The following is a 19506-nucleotide window of genomic DNA, read 5'->3' as shown; positions in this document are numbered from 1 at the left end:
CGTTCCCGCCCGCGAGCGGCATCCGCCGACGGCACGGAACATCAGCCACCGCCTCCCGGCACCCCGGGAGGCGGTGGCTCATCGGGGGGCCTGTCCCGAGGCGGTCCGTCCCGGTGCCTTTCCGTACGCGGCCTCGCCGTCGGCGGCAACCGCAGATAGGGGTTCGTATCCGCGTTCGGCGGGCGATACGGCACCGACGGCCGGTACGGCCCAGGGCCCGGGCGGGATGCCGTGGGCCGTGGCACGAGCGGGGACACCCGCCGCCCCGCGGCCCCGCACACGCATGCCAGCAGCGCCCCCGCGGCCCCCGCTCCCGCGCCCCACGCCGCTCCCAGCGCCACCGCCGCGCCCAGTCGCCCGTGCAACTCGATGCCCGCCCCGAACGCGTCGACGCCCAGCACCGACAGCGACGCGTCAGCGGACACCCGCGTCAGCCCCACCAGCAGCGGCAGGGCCACGGCCGTCGCCACCCCCAGCGCCACCGCACACCGGGCAGCGAAGGCCACCGCCCCGACCCCGGCCGCGCGCGGTGTGCGGACCGCGGTCAGCACCCCCGCGCAGAGCATCATCAGCGCACAGGCCACCGCCAGCAGCCACACCCGCCCGTCGAGCTCCGCCAGCCCTCCCACCGTCACCGGCTCGCCCGCCGAGATCCGCAACAGCTCGTCCAGCGGGTCCGGCAGGAGTTCCGCCGGCCCGCCGGTCGCCTTTGCGTCCCACGGCACGAAGAGGCCCAGCGGGACGGCGAGCCACACCCCGTTCGGTGTGCCGAGCAGCGCCGCGCCGCCGATCCGGCCCGGATGCTCGTCACCTGCCGCGGCGTACGCGGCAGCCGCCGCCCCGGCCGCCACCGCGACGAGCAGCACCGTCACCAGCGCGGACGCGGCGGGCCGTACCAGCCGGTGCACCGCGTCCCAGCCGGACGGCAGCGGCGTACGACGTGACGCGAGGAGCGCGACGAGCAGTACGCCGAGCACCCAGAACAGCGCGCCCGCCAGTGAGGCGGCGGTGTCCACGGTGAAGCCGACCGACGCCTCCGCGCGCACCAGGTCCCCGAGCCGGTCGGGAAGCAGCCCCGCGATCTCCCCGATCCCGCCGATGTCCCCGATCTCACCGAGCCCGGGCACCTCGATGCCGCCCCCGCCCTCGTCGGACCCGTTCCCCGGAAGCTCGCCGATGCCCGGCACATCCCCGTCGAACGTGATGACGTCGTGCCCCGCCCAGGCCAGCCAGCCGACCACCCCGAGGAACAGTCCCGTCAACACCGCGACCCGCGCGGCCAGTTCCGTACCCCGCACATACGCCCCCGCGCCGCGCAGCGACCGGAGGAAGAAGTGCGCGAGCAGTACCGCCCCGACCAGGCTCACCCCGAGTGGCGTGATGTCGACCGCCGTCGTCGCCTCCGCGCCCTCCAGGCCGAACACGGACACATCGCCCGACGGCGTCACCGAACCGCCCACCGCCAGCACCGTCACCGCCGCCGTCATCGGGCCCAGCGCCCCGGCCGAGTCGGCGCCCAGCAGATGCAGTCCGAGCGCGGCGGTCGCCGCCATGCCCGCCATCGCCCAGCTCACGGCGGCAACTGAGCCGAGGACCACATCCGTCCACGGCACACCGTCACGCACGCCGACCGTCGGGAGACCGTCGCTGCTCGCCGCCATCAGGACCCCCCGATCCGTGCTGACTTGTCCCCTTCGTGCATGATCCGTGTGCACTCGTGGGCGCTTACCACTCTCCGGGGGTGTTTCTCCTCCGTCAACGGCGCATCGAAGTAAGCCTCGACGCCGTCTTCACAAGGCCCGACTTTCGGATACGGGACTGCTCCTGAAATAGTTCCTCACGATGTTCACCATCCCTAGACTCCCTGCGACGGGGGTAACTCGGGGGACAACTAGTGGGGCATGGAGTGCCGGAACTCGTACTGGAATTGAACGGAAGGACCTGGACCCTCGATCCGTCCAGGTCGTACACCCTCGGACGTGATCCGCAGGGCGACCTGGTGATCGACGACGCCAGAGTGTCGTGGCGGCACGCCACGATCAGCTGGGGCGGCCGGAGTTGGGTCATCGAGGACCACGGCAGCACCAACGGCACCTATGTGCAGGGCCAGCGCATCCACCAGATGGAGATCGGCGCCGGCTCCGCGGTACACCTCGGCAACGCCACCGACGGCCCGCGGCTCAGTGTGTCCGGCACCGCGGGGGCGTACAGCGCGCAGGGCGCCGCCCCGCAGCAGGCCCCGGCGCAGCACGCGCAGCAGGGCTGGGCGCAGCAGGCGCCTCAGGCGCAGCAGGCTGCTCATGCCCAGCAGGCGCAGGCTCCGCAGCAGCAGCAGTGGCAGCAGCCGCCCGCGGCCCAGGTCCCGCACCAGCAGGGACCGCAGGACCCGTACGTCCAGAAGACTCCCGGTGGTGCCGCGGGGGCTCCGCCGGTCTACGGCGACCGCAGCCCCACCACGTTCCACCAGCTCTCCCTCGGCCGCGTGATGCGCATCGGCCGTGCGCTGGAGAACGAGCTGGTCGTCTCCGACCTCCAGGTCTCGCGCCACCACGCCGAGTTCCACGCGACGCCCGACGGCCGTTTCGAGATCCACGACCTCGGTTCCCACAACGGCACCTACGTCAACGGCCAGCCGCTCGCAAAGTCCGGCACCGCGCTCATCGGCCCGAACGACATCGTCGGCGTCGGCCACTCCACGTTCCGGCTCATCGGCGACCGGCTCGAGGAGTTCGTCGACACCGGTGAGGTCTCCTTCTCCGCCCGCCACCTCACGGTGACGGTCGACGGCGGCAAGCAGATCCTCAAGGACGTCTCCTTCGGCGTCCCGGAGAAGTCGCTCGTCGCGGTCATCGGCCCGTCCGGCTCCGGCAAGTCGACGCTGCTGAAGGCCCTCACGGGTTACCGCCCGGCCAACCAGGGCGATGTCCTCTACGACAACCGCAACCTGTACAAGCAGTTCGCCGAGCTGCGTCAGCGCATCGGTCTGGTCCCGCAGGACGACATCCTGCACAAGGAGCTGACCGTCAAGAAGGCGCTCAAGTACGCCGCCAAGCTGCGCTTCCCCGCGGACACCAGCGAGCAGGAGCGCGCGCAGCGCATCGACGAGGTGCTGCGCGAGCTGAAGCTCGACATCCACAAGGACAAGAGGGTCACCTCCCTCTCCGGCGGTCAGCGCAAGCGCGTCTCCGTCGCCCTGGAGCTGCTGACCAAGCCCTCCCTGATCTTCCTCGACGAGCCGACCTCCGGCCTCGACCCGGGCATGGACCGCGATGTCATGCAGCTGCTGCGCGGCCTCGCCGACGACGGCCGCACCGTCCTCGTCGTCACGCACTCCGTGGCCGAGCTGGCGCTGTGCGACAAGCTGCTCGTGATGGCGCCCGGCGGTTCGGTGGCCTACTTCGGTCCGCCGGAGGAGGCGCTGAACTTCTTCGGCTACGACACCTGGGCCGATGTCTTCTCCGCCTTCGAGAACTACCGCGACTACGACTGGGCGGGCCGCTGGAAGGGCTCGCAGCACTACCAGATGTACGCCGCGGACATCGACGCCGTCGCCCCGCAGTCGGTGCACATGCCGCCGCCGCAGGCGATCAGGCCGCCCAAGCCGCAGGGCTGGTTCTCCCAGCTCACCACGCTGATCAGGCGCTATGTCTCGGTGATCGCCTCGGACCGCGGCTTCCTGGCGCTGATGGTGATCCTGCCGGCCGTTCTCGGCGCGGTGAGCCTGCTCATCGATCCGGACAAGGGCCTGCTGCCCAACGGGGTGAACCCGCAGAGCGGCCGGGTCATCCCCAACGGCACGGCCACCACCGTGCTGCTGATCCTCGCGGTCGGCGCGTGCTTCGCGGGCGCCGCCAACTCGGTCCGCGAGCTGATCAAGGAACGGGTGATCTACGAACGGGAGCGCGCGACGGGCCTGTCCCGCTCCGCGTATCTGATGTCGAAGGTCATCGTCCTCGGCATGATCACGGTGTTCCAGGGCGCGCTGGTGGGCGTCATCGGCTTCTCCACCCGTGAGATCCCCGAGGAGGGCCTCGTCCTCGGCGGCTCCACGCTCCTGGAGCTCTCGCTCCCGATCATGGCGCTCGGATTCACCTCGATGATGTTCGGCCTGATCATCTCGGCGCTCGTGAAGACGGCCGAGAAGACCATGCCGCTGCTGGTCATGTTCGCGATCGTCCAGGTGGTCTTCACCGGCTGTCTGTTCATCCTGAACGGCACCGTCGGCGTGAACGAGTTCTCGTATCTGATGCCGTCCCGCTGGGCGGTCGCCGCCGCGGGCGCCACGCTGGACTTCAACAAGATCAGTCCGAACCAGGACGACCCCGGCAACACGGACCCGCTGTGGGACCACGAGCTCGGGGCCTGGGGCCTGGACATGGCCGCGCTGCTGGCGCTGGGCGCGCTGTGCGGCTTCTTCGTGGCCCGGTTCCTGCGCCGCCACGAGCCCGAGGTCATGCGCAAGTAGCCGCGACACGCGGCGGCACACGGCCGGCGACGACGCCGAAGGGCGGCACCCCGTGCGGGGTGCCGCCCTTCGGCGTGTGTGCAGCGTCCGTCAGTAGGCGCTGTTCACGTTGTCCATCGAGCCGTATCGGTCGGCCGCGTAGTTGCAGGCGGCGACGATGTTGGCGACCGGGTCGTACTGGTCCCAGGAGGTGCCGGGGACGTGGTACGCGTCGAAGGTGGGCTTGATGACCTGCAGCAGGCCCTTCGACGGGACGCCGTTGATGGCGTTGATGTCCCAGTTGTTGATCGCGCGCGGGTTGCCGGAGGACTCACGCATGATGTTCTTGTGGATGCCGTGGTAGGTGCCCGGGATGTCGTGCTTCTTCATGATGTCGAGCGCCTCGCGGATCCAGCCGTCCAGGTTGTTCGCGTAGACGGGCTTACGGGCGGCCGCGCGGCTGGCGGCCTGCTCCGCGGCGCGCTTCTTGGCGGCGGCCTGGGCCTGCGCCTTGGCCTTGGCCGCGGCGGCGACCTTGGCCTCGGCGGCAGCGGTGGCCTTCGCCTGGGCGGCGGCAGCGGCCTTGGCGTTGGCGGCGGCCTGGGCCTTCGCCTGGGCGGCGGCCTTGACCTGGGCGGCGGTGAAGGCGTTCTGCTCGGCGATGCTGGTCTGCAGCGCGGTGGCCTTCGCGGTGTCGACCGAGGAGGACCACGCGACCTGGGAGGCAGGCACGGCCTGCGTCTCGCTGCCGGCGACGGCGTTGCCCGGGACGAGCGAGAACGCGACGGCGGAGGCGCCAACGGCGGCCAGACCGGCAATCGAGAACTTGTGGGTCTTGGACATACGGCGGGAGCCGGGGGTGCGGGACGCGGTCATGCGAGACGTACCTCTTCGAATAGCGGGAGTCGCTTCGGCCGGGAGGCGCAGCGCCTGCTCGGCGGCGACGAACGCAATTCTTAGCGGCAGCAAAATCCTGTGGCAAAGGTGTGACGTACGATCCCCGATAGTGGACCCGGAAGCCGCAAAATCGGACAAGTCATACACCCTGTGCTGCTCGCATGTCCCTTATGCATCCACTAGGGCGCTTCGTAAGTGACCTGGGTCCTATGCGCGGGCTCACATCGAACACGTAACAGCCTCACCAAGCGTTGCTCAAGCAATGCATGGAGTGAGCGCCGTACTACGGGAGGATGAGGTGCATGTCGCCGAACTCGTGCCAGAGGTAGAGACGCTCCAGCGCTTCGGAGTAGCTCCTGGCCAGCACCTCCGGCCCGGCGATCGCCGCCAGCATCAGCAGATGCGAGGCCGCGGGCTCGTGCAGACCCGTCAGCAGGCCGTCCACCACCCGCACCCCGCCCGCGGGCGTGACGACGAGATCCGTCCACCCCGAGGCCGCCCGTACCCTCCCGTCCGCCCCCGACGCCGACTCCAGCGCCCGCACCGCCGTCGTCCCGACCGCGACGATCCGCCCGCCCGTCTCCCGGCCGGCGGCCCCCGACGGGACGTCCCGCGCCGCGTTCACCAGCCACGCCGTGGACGCCGGCACCTCGAACCGCTCCGGGTACGGCGGCTCGTGCGCCTCCGCCGAGGCCACCCCCGTGTGCAGCGTGACGGGAGCGAACTGCACACCCCGCCGCACCAGCTCCGCGACCAGCCGCTCCGTGAAGGGACGCGCGGCGCTCGGCATCTCCGCGCTGCCCGCGCCGCCCGGCGAGGGCAGGGCGAACACCGACTGGTACGCGGACAGCGGCTGGTCCCGCACGGTGTAGCGGTACCGGATCGGCCGGCCGTACCGCCGCATCAGCCCCGGCACGTCCACGGAAACCGTGGCCCACCACAGCCGGTCCGCCCCCGGCACCAGGGGCTCCTCCGGTACGAGCAGCCCGCCCCCGGGAAGCCGTATCCGCGCGCCCGCCGGACCTCCCGCCCGCGGCAGCGTGCTGCCCGTCCCGTCCGGGGTACGCAGCTCCACCGCCCACCGGCCGCCCGCGGACTCCGTCCCGGGGTGTCCCCGGTCCCCGCGCGTCGAGAAGTGCACGACCAGCCGCTCCCCTCCCAGCCGCCCGTTCACGGCCGCCGGAAGCGTCGGCGACGTGTTCACCACCAGCACGTCCCCGGCCCGCAGCACCCCCGGCAGCTCACCGAAGGCGCGGTGCGACACCTCCGTCCCGCGCGACACCATCAGCCGTACGTCGTCCCGCCCGGACCCGCGCTCCTCCGCCGGCACCCGGGCCGACAGCTCCTCCGGCACCCGGAGCGACTCCAGCACGCTCATCGCGCCCCGGCCAGGGCAGGCGCCGCGTACCGGCCGCTCACCGGGCGCTCGTCCAGCAGCCGCAGGAACCCCGGCACCACGCTCCCCGGGCCCGGCCTCGGCTCGTCGTCGTCCGGCACCGCCGCCGCGTACAGATCCGTCTGCATGTCGCCCGGGTCGACCGTCCACACCCGCAGCCCCGGCTCCTCCACGGCGAGCACCGCCGCCAGATGATCGAGCGCCGCCTTCGAGGCGCCGTAACCGCCCCAGGTCTCGTACGCCTCGGCCGCCGCGTCCGACGAGACCGCGATCACCGCCCCCGGCGAGCCCGCCCGCAGCAGCGGAAGCGACTCCTGCACCAGCCCCAGCGCCGCCACCACATTGGTCTCCAGCGCCGACCGCAGCCCGTCCGGCGACAGCTCCTCCAACCGCACCAGCGGCTCGGCGCCCAGCGCACTGGCATTGCTCACCAGCAACTCGAGCGAGCCGAGCTCCCGGGCCGCGGACACCAGCTCCGTACGGTGCCGGGCGTCCGTGACGTCCCCGGGCACCGCCGTCACCCGCGTCCCGTGGCGCCGCAGCGCCCGCGCCGACTCCTCCAGTACGCCCGCCGTGCGCGCGTCCAGCACCAGATCCCAGCCGCGCCGTGCGAGCGCCGCCGCCAGTGCGTGTCCGAGCCCCTTCGAAGCCCCCGTGATGATCGCGACAGGCATGACGTCCGTCCCCTCTGTTCCGTTGCCGGTCTGTTCCGTTGCCGGCCGGTGTTCCGATCCGACGCCGTCCGGATGCCCTCAGGCTCGCTCCCGGCAGCCGCCCGCCGCCTCGTCCCCGGGCCCTTACCGGGCAGGGCACTTCGACCTAGGTCCGCGGTCCTCCCCAGGGGCCGCCCACAGCCCGATACGCACCGTCACACCCGCCGGTACCGTGATCCCCATGAGCCATCGACCGAGCTCCGGCCTCGCCGCCGTGAGCACCGCTCTCCTCGCGATGAGCAGGCATCTGGAGGTGCGCGACGTCCTCAAGACGATCGTCGCCTCGGCCCGCGAGCTGCTCGACGCGGAGTACGCGGCGCTGGGCGTCCCCGACGACCACGGAGGCTTCGCCCAGTTCGTCGTCGACGGGGTCAGCGACGAGCAGTGGCGGGCGATCGGGCCGCTCCCGCGCCAGCACGGCATCCTCGCCGCGATGCTCAGGGACGCGCACCCCGAGCGGCTCGCGGACGTACGGAAGGACCCCCGCTTCGAGGGCTGGCCCTCCGCCCACCCCGACATGTCCGACTTCCTGGGCCTGCCCGTCAAGGACGGCGACGAGACGATCGGCGCGCTGTTCCTCGCCAACAAGCGGTGCTCCAGGCCCCCCTCCTCCCGGGCGGAGGAGTGCGGCTTCACCGAGGAGGACGAGGAACTGCTCTCGATCCTCGCCCAGCACGCCGCGATCGCCCTCACCAACGCCCGGCTCTACGAGCGCAGCCGCGAGCTCACCATCGCCGAGGAGCGGTCCCGTCTCGCCCATGAGCTCCATGACGCCGTCAGCCAGAAGCTGTTCTCGCTCAGGCTGACCGCCCAGGCCGCGGCCCGCCTCGTGGACCGCGACCCGGCCCGCGCCAAGGGTGAACTGCAGCAGGTCGCCCTCCTCGCCGCCGAGGCCGCGGACGAGCTGCGGGCGGCCGTCGTCGAGCTGCGCCCCGCCGCCCTGGACGAGGACGGCCTGGTCAACACGCTGCGTACGCATGTCCAGGTGCTCGACCGCGCCCACACCGCGCGCGTCACCTTCGACAGCCGCGGGGTCCGGGCGCTGCCGGCCGCCCAGGAGGAGGCGCTGCTGCGGGTCGCCCAGGAGGCCCTGCACAACGCCCTGCGGCACTCGGACGCGGAGCTGGTGGCCGTCAGCCTGGCCCGCCGCGGGCAGGGCGCGGTCCTCAGCGTCACCGACGACGGCAAGGGCTTCGAGCCCGGCACGGTCCGCAGGGCCGGCCGCCATCTCGGTCTCGTCTCCATGGGGGACCGGGCGGGCGGCGTGGGCGGCACACTCACGGTGGAATCGGCGCCCGGCAAGGGCACCACGGTCGAGATGGAGGTCCCCGGTGGCTGACAGGACTATCCGGGTGCTGCTGGTGGACGACCATCAGGTGGTGCGCCGCGGTCTGCGTACGTTCCTGGAGGTGCAGGACGACATCGAGGTCGTGGGGGAGGCCGGAGACGGCGACGAGGGCGTCGCCCGCGCCGAGGAGCTGCGGCCCGACGTCGTCCTGATGGACGTGAAGATGCCCGGCACCGACGGCATCGAGGCCCTGCGCAAGCTCCGCGCCCTCGACAACCCCGCCAAGGTGCTGATCGTCACCAGCTTCACCGAGCAGCGCACGGTGGTGCCCGCCCTGCGCGCCGGAGCCTCGGGCTACGTCTACAAGGACGTGGACCCGGACGCGCTGGCCGGTGCGATCCGCTCCGTGCACGCGGGCCATGTGCTGCTCCAGCCCGAGGTGGCGGGCGCGTTGCTCGCCCAGGACGATCCCCACACCGGGCAGGGGAGGGGCACGTCACTCACCGAGCGCGAGCGTGAGGTGCTCGGGCTCATCGCCGACGGCCGCTCCAACCGGGAGATCGCCCGGGCGCTGGTCCTTTCGGAGAAGACGGTGAAGACCCATGTGTCGAACATTCTGATGAAGCTCGATCTCGCGGACCGCACACAGGCGGCGCTCTGGGCCGTACGCCATGGGCTCACCAGCTGATCGGAACGTTTCAGCAGGTCATCGGGGCCGGTCCGCGGACCGCCCGGCTCCGATGTGAGATTCATACCGTCGTGTGTATGTCGCCCACACGGCGTATCCCTCGCGTCCTCCGGCCGTTGTCCATGGCGAGCCGCGGCGGTCCGCCGCGGCGATGCCTAGGAGGATCCAGAAGTGAAGAACCTGAAGAAGGCCGTTGCCGTCTCGATGGTCGCCGGTGGGCTCGTCGCCGCCGGTGCCGGTATGGCGTCCGCCACCAGCGCGCACGCCGGCGGCTACGCCGAGCACTCCCCGGGCGTCGGCTCCGGCAACCTGATTCAGGTGCCGGTCCACGTGCCGGTCAACGCCGTGGGCAACACCGTCAACGTCATCGGAGCCCTGAACCCTGCCTTCGGCAACGCGGGCATCAACGGCTGAACGAGCCGGTCCTTGTTCGCGGGCGACCCGAGCCCGTCCGGCATGCGAGCACGGCCACACCGGCCGCCGTCACGGCGGCCGGTCGGCATGCGCGGCCGCCGCGCGGCGCCTCCCGCGCCGCCCATGGGACGGGCCTCGGGGCTGTCCGCGACCGCGGGTTCCAGGAGCCCGCGGTCGCCCGCCGTGAGTCCGCCGCGAGCGCACCGGGAGTCCGGAGCGAGTGCACCGCGAGTCCGGAGCGAGTGCACCGCGAGTCCGGCGCGAGTCCGGCGCGAGCGCACCGGGAGTCCGGCGCGAGACCGGCGGGCGACCGCCTCCGTGGAGCCGGACGCCCGCGTCAGCGCCTGCCGTCGCGCTCCTGCTCCTCCACGTACGCGTTGTACGCGGCCACCAGGGCGCGCCGTGCGACGCGCTCCACGGGCCGGAGCGCCTCGCCCCGCGCCGCCATCTCCGAGGCGCTCATCGCCCCGCCGTGCCCGTTCTCGTACGCCAGCGAGATCAGCAGCCCGATCCGCTGGGCCAGCTCCAGCACCCGTGCCGCACGCTGCGGGTACCCGGGCGCCAGCACCTCATGGCCGGCACTCGCCTCCGCCCGCGCCCGGAAGGCGTCGACCGCGGCCTGGGCCACCGGACCGGAGGCCGCCACATCGAGCCGCGACAGCACCTCGGTCGCCTCCCGCAGCCCCTCCGCCAGCTCCCGCTCCGCCTCTGAGAGCGAGGGCACATCGGCCGGCGGGGCCTCCCGGACGGGCAGACAGTGCCAGACGACCTCGACATGCACATCACCGGCGGGACCCGCCTCGTGCACCTCGGGCACCAACCCGTACGCGGCGCCGTGGCAGACCACCGCCTCCTCCGCGTCCAGCGCCCGCGCGTTGAAGTCCGGCGGACCGCTGAGCCCCAGCGGGTGCCCCGGGGCGGGCAGCGCGACCCGGAAGCCACGCGCTCCGAGCCCGCGCAGCCGCCCCAGCGCCAGCGTGAGCCCGACCGGCCGCGTCTCACCCGGCAGACCCTCCACACGGTGCACCGCGTCGTCCCCGACAATCGCGATCACTGCGTCATCTGGTGATACAAATCCGGCCAAAAGGGCATTTCCCCATGCCGCCAGCCGTCCTGAACGTGGTTCCGAGAGCATGGACCCAGCCTAGGTACCGGACCGGGGACAGGAGCACGTGACGGGTGGCGTAGGTTTACTGGGGAGCCGCGCCCACAGGCGCACAGGGCCCGAGAACCTCAAGACGATTGCATGGGGAGACAACGCGCTCATGAGCGATGTACTGGAGCTGGTGGACGTATCCGTGGTCCGCGACGGACGCGCTCTGGTGGACGACGTCTCCTGGTCGGTCAAGGAAGGCGAGCGCTGGGTGATCCTCGGCCCCAACGGCGCCGGCAAGACCACCCTCCTCAACATCGCGTCCAGCTACCTCTTCCCCACCACCGGCACCGCCACCGTCCTCGGCGACCGGCTCGGCAAGGTCGACGTCTTCGAGCTCCGCCCCCGTATCGGCGTCGCCGGCATCGCCATGGCCGAGAAGCTGCCCAAGCGCCAGACCGTCCTGCAGACCGTCCTCACCGCCGCCTACGGAATGACCGCCACCTGGCACGAGGACTACGACGCTGTCGACGAGGAGCGCGCCCGCGCCTTCCTCGACCGCCTCGGCATGTCCGAGTACCTGGACCGCAAGTTCGGCACCCTCTCCGAGGGCGAGCGCAAGCGCACCCTCATCGCCCGCGCGATGATGACCGACCCCGAGCTGCTGCTCCTCGACGAGCCCGCCGCCGGGCTCGACCTCGGCGGCCGCGAGGACCTGGTCCGCCGTCTCGGCCGCCTCGCCCGCGACCAGTTCGCCCCCTCCATGATCATGGTGACCCACCATGTCGAGGAGATCGCCCCGGGCTTCACCCACGTCCTCATGATCCGCCAGGGCAAGGTGCTCGCCGCGGGCCCCATGGAGACCGAGCTCACCTCCCGCAACCTCTCCCTCTGCTTCGGCCTGCCGCTCGTCGTCGAGCGCAACGGCGAGCGCTGGACGGCCCAGGGCCTCCCGCTCTCCTGACGCCCCGCCATCACACCGCCCACCCGCCCCGCGCCGCCGCATTCCTGATCGCGCCCTGTCGGGGCGGCGTTCGCGGTCCTACGATGCCCATGTGGACATCGACGCATGGGTGTGGTGGCTCATCGCAGCGGTGGGACTCGGCATCCCGCTCGTGCTCACCGCCATGCCCGAATTCGGGATGCTCTCCGCCGGAGCGGTCGCGGGAGCCGTCACCGCGGGCCTCGGCTTCGGCGTGGTGAGCCAAGTGGTCGTCTTCGCCGCGGTGTCGGTCGCGCTCATCGCGGTCGTCCGGCCCATCGCCGCCCGCCACAGCTCGCAGCGCCCCCAACTGGCCACCGGAATCGACGCGCTGAAAGGCCGTCAGGCCGTCGTGCTGGAACGGGTGGACGGCGACGGGGGCCGCATCAAACTCGCCGGAGAGATCTGGTCGGCCCGTGCGCTCGACACCTCACGGGCCTTCGAGCCCGGGGAGCAGGTCGACGTGGTCGAGATCGACGGGGCGACCGCCGTGGTGATGTGACATCTCATGTGACAGTTCGTCATGACCATGTGGCCGAACCTCACCCACGAACGCCCGCGGTCTGGGAAACTCGATCATCAGACTCGTCCGGTACATCATCCGGTAGTTCATCCGGCAGCGAAGGGCACGGGAAGCACGATGCCATCGATCATCATCGTTCTGGTCATTCTGGTGGTGCTGGTCTTCATCGCCCTGATCAAGACGATCCAGGTCATCCCCCAGGCCAGTGCCGCCATCGTCGAGCGTTTCGGCCGGTACACCCGCACCCTCAACGCGGGCCTGAACATCGTGGTCCCGTTCATCGACTCGATCCGCAACCGGATCGACCTCCGTGAGCAGGTCGTCCCGTTCCCGCCCCAGCCGGTGATCACCCAGGACAACCTCGTCGTCAACATCGACACCGTCATCTACTACCAGGTGACCGACGCCCGCGCCGCGACCTACGAAGTCGCCAGCTACATCCAGGCGATCGAACAGCTCACCGTCACCACCTTGCGCAACATCATCGGTGGCATGGACCTGGAGCGGACCCTCACCTCCCGCGAGGAGATCAACGCGGCCCTGCGCGGCGTCCTCGACGAGGCCACCGGCAAGTGGGGCATCCGCGTCAACCGCGTCGAGCTCAAGGCCATCGAGCCCCCGACCTCCATCCAGGACTCGATGGAGAAGCAGATGCGCGCCGACCGTGACAAGCGCGCCGCCATCCTCACCGCCGAGGGCATCCGCCAGTCGCAGATCCTCACCGCGGAAGGCGAGAAGCAGTCCGCCATCCTCCGCGCCGAAGGTGAGGCCAAGGCCGCCGCCCTGCGCGCCGAGGGCGAAGCACAGGCCGTCCGTACGGTCTTCGAGGCGATCCACGCCGGCGACCCCGACCAGAAGCTCCTCTCGTACCAGTACCTCCAGATGCTCCCGAAGATCGCCGAGGGCGACGCCAACAAGCTCTGGATCGTGCCCAGCGAGATCGGCGACGCCCTCAAGGGCCTCTCCGGAGCCATCGGCAGCTTCGGCGGCCCCCTCTCCGGCAACAACGGAGGCGGCAACGGCAACGCGAACCCGAGCGGGAACGGGGGCAACATCCCCCGCCAGAGCGGCGGCACGGAACGACGCGAGCAGCCCCCGATCGACTGACACCGTCACGCGATCATGCATGATCAGGTGCGGCCCTTCGACCTTCATGGCGGGGAGGCGACACACCGATCATGTGAGGAGATGGCCTTGTCCGTCTGGGAAGCGATCGCGATCTTCGCCGCCGGCACGGCAGCGGGCACGATCAACACCATCGTCGGCTCGGGAACCCTCATCACCTTCCCCGTCCTGCTCGCCACCGGCCTCCCACCGGTCACCGCCACCGTCTCCAACGGCCTCGGCCTGATACCGGGATCGATCAGCGGAGCCATCGGCTACCGCGCCGAACTCACCGGCCAGCGCCGGCGCATCCTGCGCCTCGGCACAGCCGCCCTCATCGGCGGCCTCTGCGGCGCGATGCTGCTGCTCCTGCTGCCCCCGACGGCCTTCGAGACCATCGTCCCGGTACTCGTCGCGCTCGCCCTCGTCCTCGTGGTCCTGCAGCCCCGCATCTCCGCGGCCGTCCAGCGCCGCCGCGAGCGCAAGGGCAACGAGGACCCGCACCCCGACGGCGGACCGCTCCTCATCACGTCCGTGATGCTCGCCAGCGTCTACGGCGGCTACTTCACCGCGGCCCAGGGGATCATCTACCTCTCCCTCATGGGCATGCTGCTCCACGACAGCCTGCAGCGCCTCAACGCCACGAAGAACGTGCTCGCCGCGATCGTCAACTCCGTGGCCGCGATCTTCTTCCTCTTCGTCGCCCACTTCGACTGGACCGCCGTCCTGCTGATCGCCGTGGGCTCCGCCATCGGCGGCCAGATCGGCGCCAAGATCGGCCGCAAACTCTCCCCAGTGGTACTGCGCACCACGATCGTCGTCGTCGGCACGGTCGCCATCGTCCAACTCCTGATGCGCTGACACACGAAAGCCCGCCTCCCGAAGGAGGCGGGCTGTCCCTTCACAGAGCCGCGTACGGACCTACGCCGCGGACCGCTCGACGGACTCCGTGCCGTGCTGCGCCAGCCACTCCGGCAGCGCCGATCGCTCACCCGCCCGCAGCGCCAGCAGCATCGCGTCCGCCGGCGTCGGTACGAACGGCTCGTGCAGCAGCGGCATCCCCGCCTGCTCCGGCGTACGGTCCGCCTTGCGGTGATTGTCCTCGGCGCAGGACGCGACCGTGTTCAGCCAGCTGTCCGCACCACCCCGCGACCGCGGCACCACATGGTCCACGGTCGTCGCCCGCCTCCCGCAGTACGCGCACCGGTGCTGGTCCCGGACCAGCACACCCCGTCTCGACCACGGCGCCTGTCTTCGGAACGGTACCCGCACGTATCTGCAGAGCCTGATCACCCGGGGCACCGGAAGCTCGACCGCCGCCGCACGCACACGGAGAGCGGGGTGGGCCTGCTCGACCACGGCCTTGTCCTGCAGCACGAGCACCACCGCACGGTTGAGTGTCACCGTCGAAAGCGGCTCGAAGCTCGCATTCAGTACCAGCGTGTCCCGCATTGTGCCCCACCTCCCGTGTGCCGGCCCGGCCCTAGTGGCGGGCTCTGGGCTTGGATCAACTCTGGCCGGGCACGCCGCGATGGACAACGCAATATCCGCGCACAACGAAAGATGCCCGCTCCTGATCTCTCCAAGACCAGGAGCGGGCAAACAACAGGCGAACCCTCGGAAAGCTACCCGCGGTTCTCGTACTCGCCGATCAGCTGGGCACGCGCCAGGGCGTGGAACCGCAGATTGAAGCCCACGACAGCCGGCGACACGTCGTCGCCGGGACCCAGCTTCTCGCTGTCCACCGCGTACACGGTGAACACATAGCGGTGCGGACCGTCACCGGGAGGCGGAGCGGCCCCGCCGAAGTCCTTCGACCCGTAGTCGTTACGGACATGGACGGCACCCGGGGGCAGCCCCTCGAACTTCCCGCTGCCCGCACCCGCCGGCAGCTCCGTCACCGACGCCGGGATGTCGAACAGCACCCAGTGCCAGAACCCGCTGCCCGTCGGGGCGTCCGGATCGAAGCACGTCACGGCGAAGCTCTTCGTCTCCGCCGGGAAGCCCTCCCACCGCAGCTGCGGCGAGGTGTTCCCCGCCGAGTGGACCTGGGCGTCCTTCAGAAAAGCTCCGGGCTCGACATCGGTGCTCGTCACGGTGAACGACGGCACCGGCGGATGGAAAGCATGAGGCAGCGGAGCTCTCTTCGCCTCGGTCACGTCTGAACCTCCGAATCCGGCAGTCCTGCGCCTACGCGCCTACGGCACCGAGCCTAGAGCCCTACAGCCAGTTACGACGGCCGCCGACATCAGCGAGCCACTGGTTGAGGTACGCGCCGAAGTCGGTCGTCTGGAAGTTGTGCAGATCCACCTTGAACGCCCGGTACGAGTCGCTGCCCTCGCTGAACAGCCCCGGCTTCTTGTCCATCTCCAGCACGACGTCCATCTCACGGTCGTCGGCGATGAAGGTGAGCTCCACCTGGTTCAGCCCGCGGTACTGCTGCGGCGGGAAGAACTCGATCTCCTGGTAGAACGGCAGCCGCTGACGGGTCCCGCGGATGTGACCGCGCTCCATGTCCGCGCTCTTGAAGCGGAAGCCCAGCTGGATGAACGCGTCCAGGACCGCCTGCTGCGCCGGCAGCGGGTGCACGTTGATCGGGTCCAGGTCACCCGAGTCCAGGGCGCGCGCGATCTCCAGCTCCGTCGTCACACCGATGTTCATGCCGCGCAGCTGCTGCCCGGCGATCGACGTGACCGGCGTCTCCCACGGGATCTCCAGCCCGAACGGCACCACGTGCACCGCCCCGGCCTGCACCTCGAAGGCACCCCCGAGACGCTGCTTCGTGAACTCGATGTCCTGCTTGACCTCCTGGTCCCCGCCTTCCACCTCGACGCGGGCCTGCAGACCGACGGAGAGCCCCTCGATCTGCTGGTTCACCGAACCGCCCTGGATACGCACCTCGCCCTGGACGACCCCGCCCGGAACGACGTTCGCCTCGGTGAGCTCGGTCTCGACGGAGGCACCGCCGGCCCCCATGCTCGCGAGCAGCCTCTTGAAGCCCATGTTCAATCCCTTCCTGGTTCTGACCCCTACATACGCGCGACGACGCTAGTCGGTTCCCTGATGACGGTGACGGGTACCCTCGGAGGCCATGTCCAGGAGCCCCGACCGTACGCCGCTGCCGCGGGAGTTCTTCGACCGCCCGGTCCTCGACGTCGCCCCCGACCTCCTCGGCCGCACGCTGGTCCGCCACACGGAACTCGGCACCATCGAACTCCGGCTCACCGAGGTGGAGGCCTACGCCGGCGAGGTCGACCCGGGCTCGCACGCCTTCCGCGGCCGCACCGCCCGCAACGGAGTCATGTTCGGCCCACCCGGACACGCGTACGTCTACTTCACCTACGGCATGTGGCACTGCCTCAACCTGGTGTGCGGTCCTGAGGGCAGGGCGAGCGGAGTCCTGCTCCGCTCGGGTGAGGTCCAAGTAGGCCAGGAGCTCGCGTTCAAACGTCGACTTTCGGCCCGCAACGACAAGGAACTGGCCAAAGGCCCGGCCCGCCTGGCCACGGCCCTCGACATCGACCGCACCCTCGACGGCGCGGACGTCTGCCACGCCCAGGACGGCCAGACCGCTCCACTGGCCATCCTGACGGGCACGCCTGCCACTCCTGACCAGGTGCGCAACGGCCCCCGCACGGGCGTCGGCGGTGACGGCGCGACCCACCCCTGGCGCTTCTGGATCGCGGACGACCCCACCGTGAGCCCCTACCGCGCCCACGCGCCACGCCGCAGGGCGACTTGACTCGGCGTAGCGAGACGCCTAACGTAGCCCGAGCCGCATGAACAGGGACTGCTGTTCTACAGCCCCCGAAGCGGCCATCCACTACCTACGACAAACCCAGGCGGGTTTGATTTCGGCATGCCGAAATTCGAACTCGATCGGCTCGATTATGAGCCGCCGGGAAAATCGGCTAGCGTAGTGAACACGCCGAAAGGCAGCCGAAAGGCGAAAGGCCCTCCAACGGCCACTGGAAACGAAATCCGAACCGGGAACGGAACGGAAAAGGAATCTGGTAAGGTTGGAAACACCGAAGGGAAGCGCCCGGAGGAAAGCCCCAGAGAATGTTCTGCGGGTGAGTACGAAGGAAGCGTCCGTTCCTTGAGAACTCAACAGCGTGCCAAAAATCAACGCCAGATTAGTTGATACCCCGTCTCCCATCGTGGAGATGAGGTTCCTTTGAAAAGTCCTACCGGCCCATGTGGCGGGTAGGCGACACAGCGAGGACGCTGTGTGCGACCGGGACTATTCCTCTTGGTCGCACCGCTCTCGTGGTGTTCGCCCGGATTACCGGGAAGCATTCACGGAGAGTTTGATCCTGGCTCAGGACGAACGCTGGCGGCGTGCTTAACACATGCAAGTCGAACGATGAAGCCCTTCGGGGTGGATTAGTGGCGAACGGGTGAGTAACACGTGGGCAATCTGCCCTTCACTCTGGGACAAGCCCTGGAAACGGGGTCTAATACCGGATACCACTCTCTTCCGCATGGGAGAGGGTTGAAAGCTCCGGCGGTGAAGGATGAGCCCGCGGCCTATCAGCTTGTTGGTGGGGTGATGGCCCACCAAGGCGACGACGGGTAGCCGGCCTGAGAGGGCGACCGGCCACACTGGGACTGAGACACGGCCCAGACTCCTACGGGAGGCAGCAGTGGGGAATATTGCACAATGGGCGAAAGCCTGATGCAGCGACGCCGCGTGAGGGATGACGGCCTTCGGGTTGTAAACCTCTTTCAGCAGGGAAGAAGCGAAAGTGACGGTACCTGCAGAAGAAGCGCCGGCTAACTACGTGCCAGCAGCCGCGGTAATACGTAGGGCGCAAGCGTTGTCCGGAATTATTGGGCGTAAAGAGCTCGTAGGCGGCTTGTCACGTCGGATGTGAAAGCCCGGGGCTTAACCCCGGGTCTGCATTCGATACGGGCAGGCTAGAGTGTGGTAGGGGAGATCGGAATTCCTGGTGTAGCGGTGAAATGCGCAGATATCAGGAGGAACACCGGTGGCGAAGGCGGATCTCTGGGCCATTACTGACGCTGAGGAGCGAAAGCGTGGGGAGCGAACAGGATTAGATACCCTGGTAGTCCACGCCGTAAACGTTGGGAACTAGGTGTTGGCGACATTCCACGTCGTCGGTGCCGCAGCTAACGCATTAAGTTCCCCGCCTGGGGAGTACGGCCGCAAGGCTAAAACTCAAAGGAATTGACGGGGGCCCGCACAAGCAGCGGAGCATGTGGCTTAATTCGACGCAACGCGAAGAACCTTACCAAGGCTTGACATACACCGGAAACGGCCAGAGATGGTCGCCCCCTTGTGGTCGGTGTACAGGTGGTGCATGGCTGTCGTCAGCTCGTGTCGTGAGATGTTGGGTTAAGTCCCGCAACGAGCGCAACCCTTGTCCTGTGTTGCCAGCATGCCCTTCGGGGTGATGGGGACTCACAGGAGACCGCCGGGGTCAACTCGGAGGAAGGTGGGGACGACGTCAAGTCATCATGCCCCTTATGTCTTGGGCTGCACACGTGCTACAATGGCCGGTACAAAGAGCTGCGATGCCGCGAGGCGGAGCGAATCTCAAAAAGCCGGTCTCAGTTCGGATTGGGGTCTGCAACTCGACCCCATGAAGTCGGAGTTGCTAGTAATCGCAGATCAGCATTGCTGCGGTGAATACGTTCCCGGGCCTTGTACACACCGCCCGTCACGTCACGAAAGTCGGTAACACCCGAAGCCGGTGGCCCAACCCCTTGTGGGAGGGAGCTGTCGAAGGTGGGACTGGCGATTGGGACGAAGTCGTAACAAGGTAGCCGTACCGGAAGGTGCGGCTGGATCACCTCCTTTCTAAGGAGCTTCTAGGCCGCCGGGCTTGCCCGGGGGTCCAGAGCCACTACGTCGGCGAATGTCCGACGGTGGTTTGCTCAAGGGTGGAACGTTGATTATTCGGCACGATCAGGATGAGGACTGTTAGTACTGCTTCGGCG

17 protein-coding genes and 1 rRNA gene are annotated in these 19506 nt (G+C 69.5%); 10 read left to right on the top strand and 8 right to left on the bottom strand.

Annotated elements, in window-relative coordinates; genetic code table 11:
* Positions 1-41: 41 nt before the first annotated feature.
* A complete protein-coding gene (locus tag OG766_RS07460; protein WP_328724844.1) occupies positions 42-1661 on the bottom strand; it encodes a streptophobe family protein in 1620 nt (539 codons plus the stop codon).
* A 245-nt stretch (positions 1662-1906) separates the two neighbouring features.
* On the opposite strand from OG766_RS07460, the gene OG766_RS07455 reads away from it, so the two are divergent.
* Complete coding sequence (locus tag OG766_RS07455) at positions 1907-4465, top strand: ABC transporter ATP-binding protein/permease (RefSeq protein ID WP_328724843.1); 2559 nt, start codon at positions 1907-1909, stop codon at positions 4463-4465.
* A 90-nt stretch (positions 4466-4555) separates the two neighbouring features.
* Here the strand turns inward: OG766_RS07455 and OG766_RS07450 are convergent, their stop codons facing one another.
* From OG766_RS07450 to OG766_RS07440, 3 genes are all read right to left on the bottom strand, one after another.
* Entirely contained in the window at positions 4556-5320 is a 765-nt protein-coding gene (locus OG766_RS07450; RefSeq protein WP_266375192.1) for a transglycosylase SLT domain-containing protein, read from the bottom strand.
* A 304-nt stretch (positions 5321-5624) separates the two neighbouring features.
* Complete coding sequence (locus tag OG766_RS07445) at positions 5625-6719, bottom strand: S-adenosylmethionine:tRNA ribosyltransferase-isomerase (protein ID WP_266375194.1); 1095 nt, start codon at positions 6717-6719, stop codon at positions 5625-5627.
* Positions 6716-7411, bottom strand: coding sequence for an SDR family NAD(P)-dependent oxidoreductase (locus OG766_RS07440; RefSeq protein WP_328724841.1), 696 nt, complete (start codon positions 7409-7411; stop codon positions 6716-6718). The genes OG766_RS07445 and OG766_RS07440 overlap by 4 nt, the downstream gene beginning before the upstream one ends.
* Positions 7412-7631: 220 nt before the next feature.
* Between OG766_RS07440 and OG766_RS07435 the strand changes: the two genes are divergently transcribed.
* The 3 genes from OG766_RS07435 (at position 7632) to OG766_RS07425 (ending at position 9840) form a co-directional block, all read left to right on the top strand.
* The gene (locus OG766_RS07435) at positions 7632-8789 is read left to right on the top strand and encodes a GAF domain-containing sensor histidine kinase (RefSeq protein WP_266375198.1); all 1158 of its coding nucleotides are present in this window, start codon (positions 7632-7634) and stop codon (positions 8787-8789) included.
* Positions 8782-9426 (top strand): response regulator, encoded by a 645-nt coding sequence (locus tag OG766_RS07430; RefSeq protein ID WP_266375200.1) that lies wholly within the window; start codon positions 8782-8784, stop codon positions 9424-9426. The genes OG766_RS07435 and OG766_RS07430 overlap by 8 nt, the downstream gene beginning before the upstream one ends.
* Before the next feature lie 171 nt (positions 9427-9597).
* Positions 9598-9840 carry a chaplin gene (locus tag OG766_RS07425; protein WP_266375202.1) on the top strand — a complete coding sequence of 81 codons (243 nt, stop codon included), beginning with the start codon at positions 9598-9600 and terminating at the stop codon, positions 9838-9840.
* A gap of 337 nt (positions 9841-10177) precedes the next feature.
* Here the strand turns inward: OG766_RS07425 and OG766_RS07420 are convergent, their stop codons facing one another.
* The gene (locus OG766_RS07420) at positions 10178-10975 is read right to left on the bottom strand and encodes a hypothetical protein (RefSeq protein ID WP_328724839.1); all 798 of its coding nucleotides are present in this window, start codon (positions 10973-10975) and stop codon (positions 10178-10180) included.
* Between the two features lie 130 nt (positions 10976-11105).
* On the opposite strand from OG766_RS07420, the gene OG766_RS07415 reads away from it, so the two are divergent.
* The 4 genes from OG766_RS07415 (at position 11106) to OG766_RS07400 (ending at position 14403) form a co-directional block, all read left to right on the top strand.
* A complete protein-coding gene (locus OG766_RS07415; RefSeq protein ID WP_266375206.1) occupies positions 11106-11897 on the top strand; it encodes an ABC transporter ATP-binding protein in 792 nt (263 codons plus the stop codon).
* Between the two features lie 91 nt (positions 11898-11988).
* Positions 11989-12417 (top strand): NfeD family protein, encoded by a 429-nt coding sequence (locus tag OG766_RS07410; protein WP_266375208.1) that lies wholly within the window; start codon positions 11989-11991, stop codon positions 12415-12417.
* A 138-nt stretch (positions 12418-12555) separates the two neighbouring features.
* Complete coding sequence (locus OG766_RS07405; protein ID WP_266375210.1) at positions 12556-13545, top strand: SPFH domain-containing protein; 990 nt, start codon at positions 12556-12558, stop codon at positions 13543-13545.
* Positions 13546-13626: 81 nt separating this feature from the next.
* Positions 13627-14403, top strand: a complete 777-nt coding sequence (locus OG766_RS07400) for a sulfite exporter TauE/SafE family protein (protein ID WP_423247014.1) — start codon at positions 13627-13629, stop codon at positions 14401-14403.
* 60 nt (positions 14404-14463) lie between these two features.
* Here the strand turns inward: OG766_RS07400 and OG766_RS07395 are convergent, their stop codons facing one another.
* From OG766_RS07395 to OG766_RS07385, 3 genes are all read right to left on the bottom strand, one after another.
* Positions 14464-14994, bottom strand: coding sequence for an HNH endonuclease (locus tag OG766_RS07395; protein WP_266375214.1), 531 nt, complete (start codon positions 14992-14994; stop codon positions 14464-14466).
* Between the two features lie 173 nt (positions 14995-15167).
* Positions 15168-15701: a YbhB/YbcL family Raf kinase inhibitor-like protein gene (locus tag OG766_RS07390; RefSeq protein ID WP_266375216.1), complete on the bottom strand. Its 534-nt coding sequence runs from the start codon at positions 15699-15701 to the stop codon at positions 15168-15170.
* A 61-nt stretch (positions 15702-15762) separates the two neighbouring features.
* Positions 15763-16545, bottom strand: a complete 783-nt coding sequence (locus tag OG766_RS07385) for a sporulation protein (protein WP_266375218.1) — start codon at positions 16543-16545, stop codon at positions 15763-15765.
* A gap of 88 nt (positions 16546-16633) precedes the next feature.
* Between OG766_RS07385 and OG766_RS07380 the strand changes: the two genes are divergently transcribed.
* Both OG766_RS07380 and OG766_RS07375 read left to right on the top strand, forming a co-directional pair.
* Positions 16634-17284, top strand: coding sequence for a DNA-3-methyladenine glycosylase (locus tag OG766_RS07380; protein ID WP_266375220.1), 651 nt, complete (start codon positions 16634-16636; stop codon positions 17282-17284).
* Positions 17285-17840: 556 nt separating this feature from the next.
* Positions 17841-19366: ribosomal RNA gene (locus OG766_RS07375) — 16S ribosomal RNA — on the top strand.
* The last annotated feature ends 140 nt before the right edge of the window (positions 19367-19506 follow it).

The organism is Streptomyces sp. NBC_00259 (genome assembly GCF_036181745.1).
Taxonomy (GTDB): Bacteria; Actinomycetota; Actinomycetes; order Streptomycetales; family Streptomycetaceae; genus Streptomyces; species Streptomyces pratisoli.
Note: the sequence above shows the minus strand (reverse complement) of the source record. Positions and strands in the feature narration are given on the sequence as shown.

Bases quoted from the DNA above. Each gene is read 5' to 3' on its own strand.
- OG766_RS07460 (WP_328724844.1), bottom strand. From the start codon at position 1,661: ATGGCGGCGAGCAGCGACGGTCTCCCGACGGTCGGCGTGCGTGACGGT.
- OG766_RS07450 (WP_266375192.1), bottom strand. From the start codon at position 5,320: ATGACCGCGTCCCGCACCCCCGGCTCCCGCCGTATGTCCAAGACCCAC.
- OG766_RS07445 (WP_266375194.1), bottom strand. From the start codon at position 6,719: ATGAGCGTGCTGGAGTCGCTCCGGGTGCCGGAGGAGCTGTCGGCCCGG.
- OG766_RS07440 (WP_328724841.1), bottom strand. From the start codon at position 7,411: ATGCCTGTCGCGATCATCACGGGGGCTTCGAAGGGGCTCGGACACGCA.
- OG766_RS07435 (WP_266375198.1), top strand. From the start codon at position 7,632: ATGAGCCATCGACCGAGCTCCGGCCTCGCCGCCGTGAGCACCGCTCTC.
- OG766_RS07420 (WP_328724839.1), bottom strand. From the start codon at position 10,975: ATGCTCTCGGAACCACGTTCAGGACGGCTGGCGGCATGGGGAAATGCC.
- OG766_RS07415 (WP_266375206.1), top strand. From the start codon at position 11,106: ATGAGCGATGTACTGGAGCTGGTGGACGTATCCGTGGTCCGCGACGGA.
- OG766_RS07405 (WP_266375210.1), top strand. From the start codon at position 12,556: ATGCCATCGATCATCATCGTTCTGGTCATTCTGGTGGTGCTGGTCTTC.
- OG766_RS07400 (WP_423247014.1), top strand. From the start codon at position 13,627: ATGGCCTTGTCCGTCTGGGAAGCGATCGCGATCTTCGCCGCCGGCACG.
- OG766_RS07395 (WP_266375214.1), bottom strand. From the start codon at position 14,994: ATGCGGGACACGCTGGTACTGAATGCGAGCTTCGAGCCGCTTTCGACG.
- OG766_RS07385 (WP_266375218.1), bottom strand. From the start codon at position 16,545: ATGGGCTTCAAGAGGCTGCTCGCGAGCATGGGGGCCGGCGGTGCCTCC.
- OG766_RS07380 (WP_266375220.1), top strand. From the start codon at position 16,634: ATGTCCAGGAGCCCCGACCGTACGCCGCTGCCGCGGGAGTTCTTCGAC.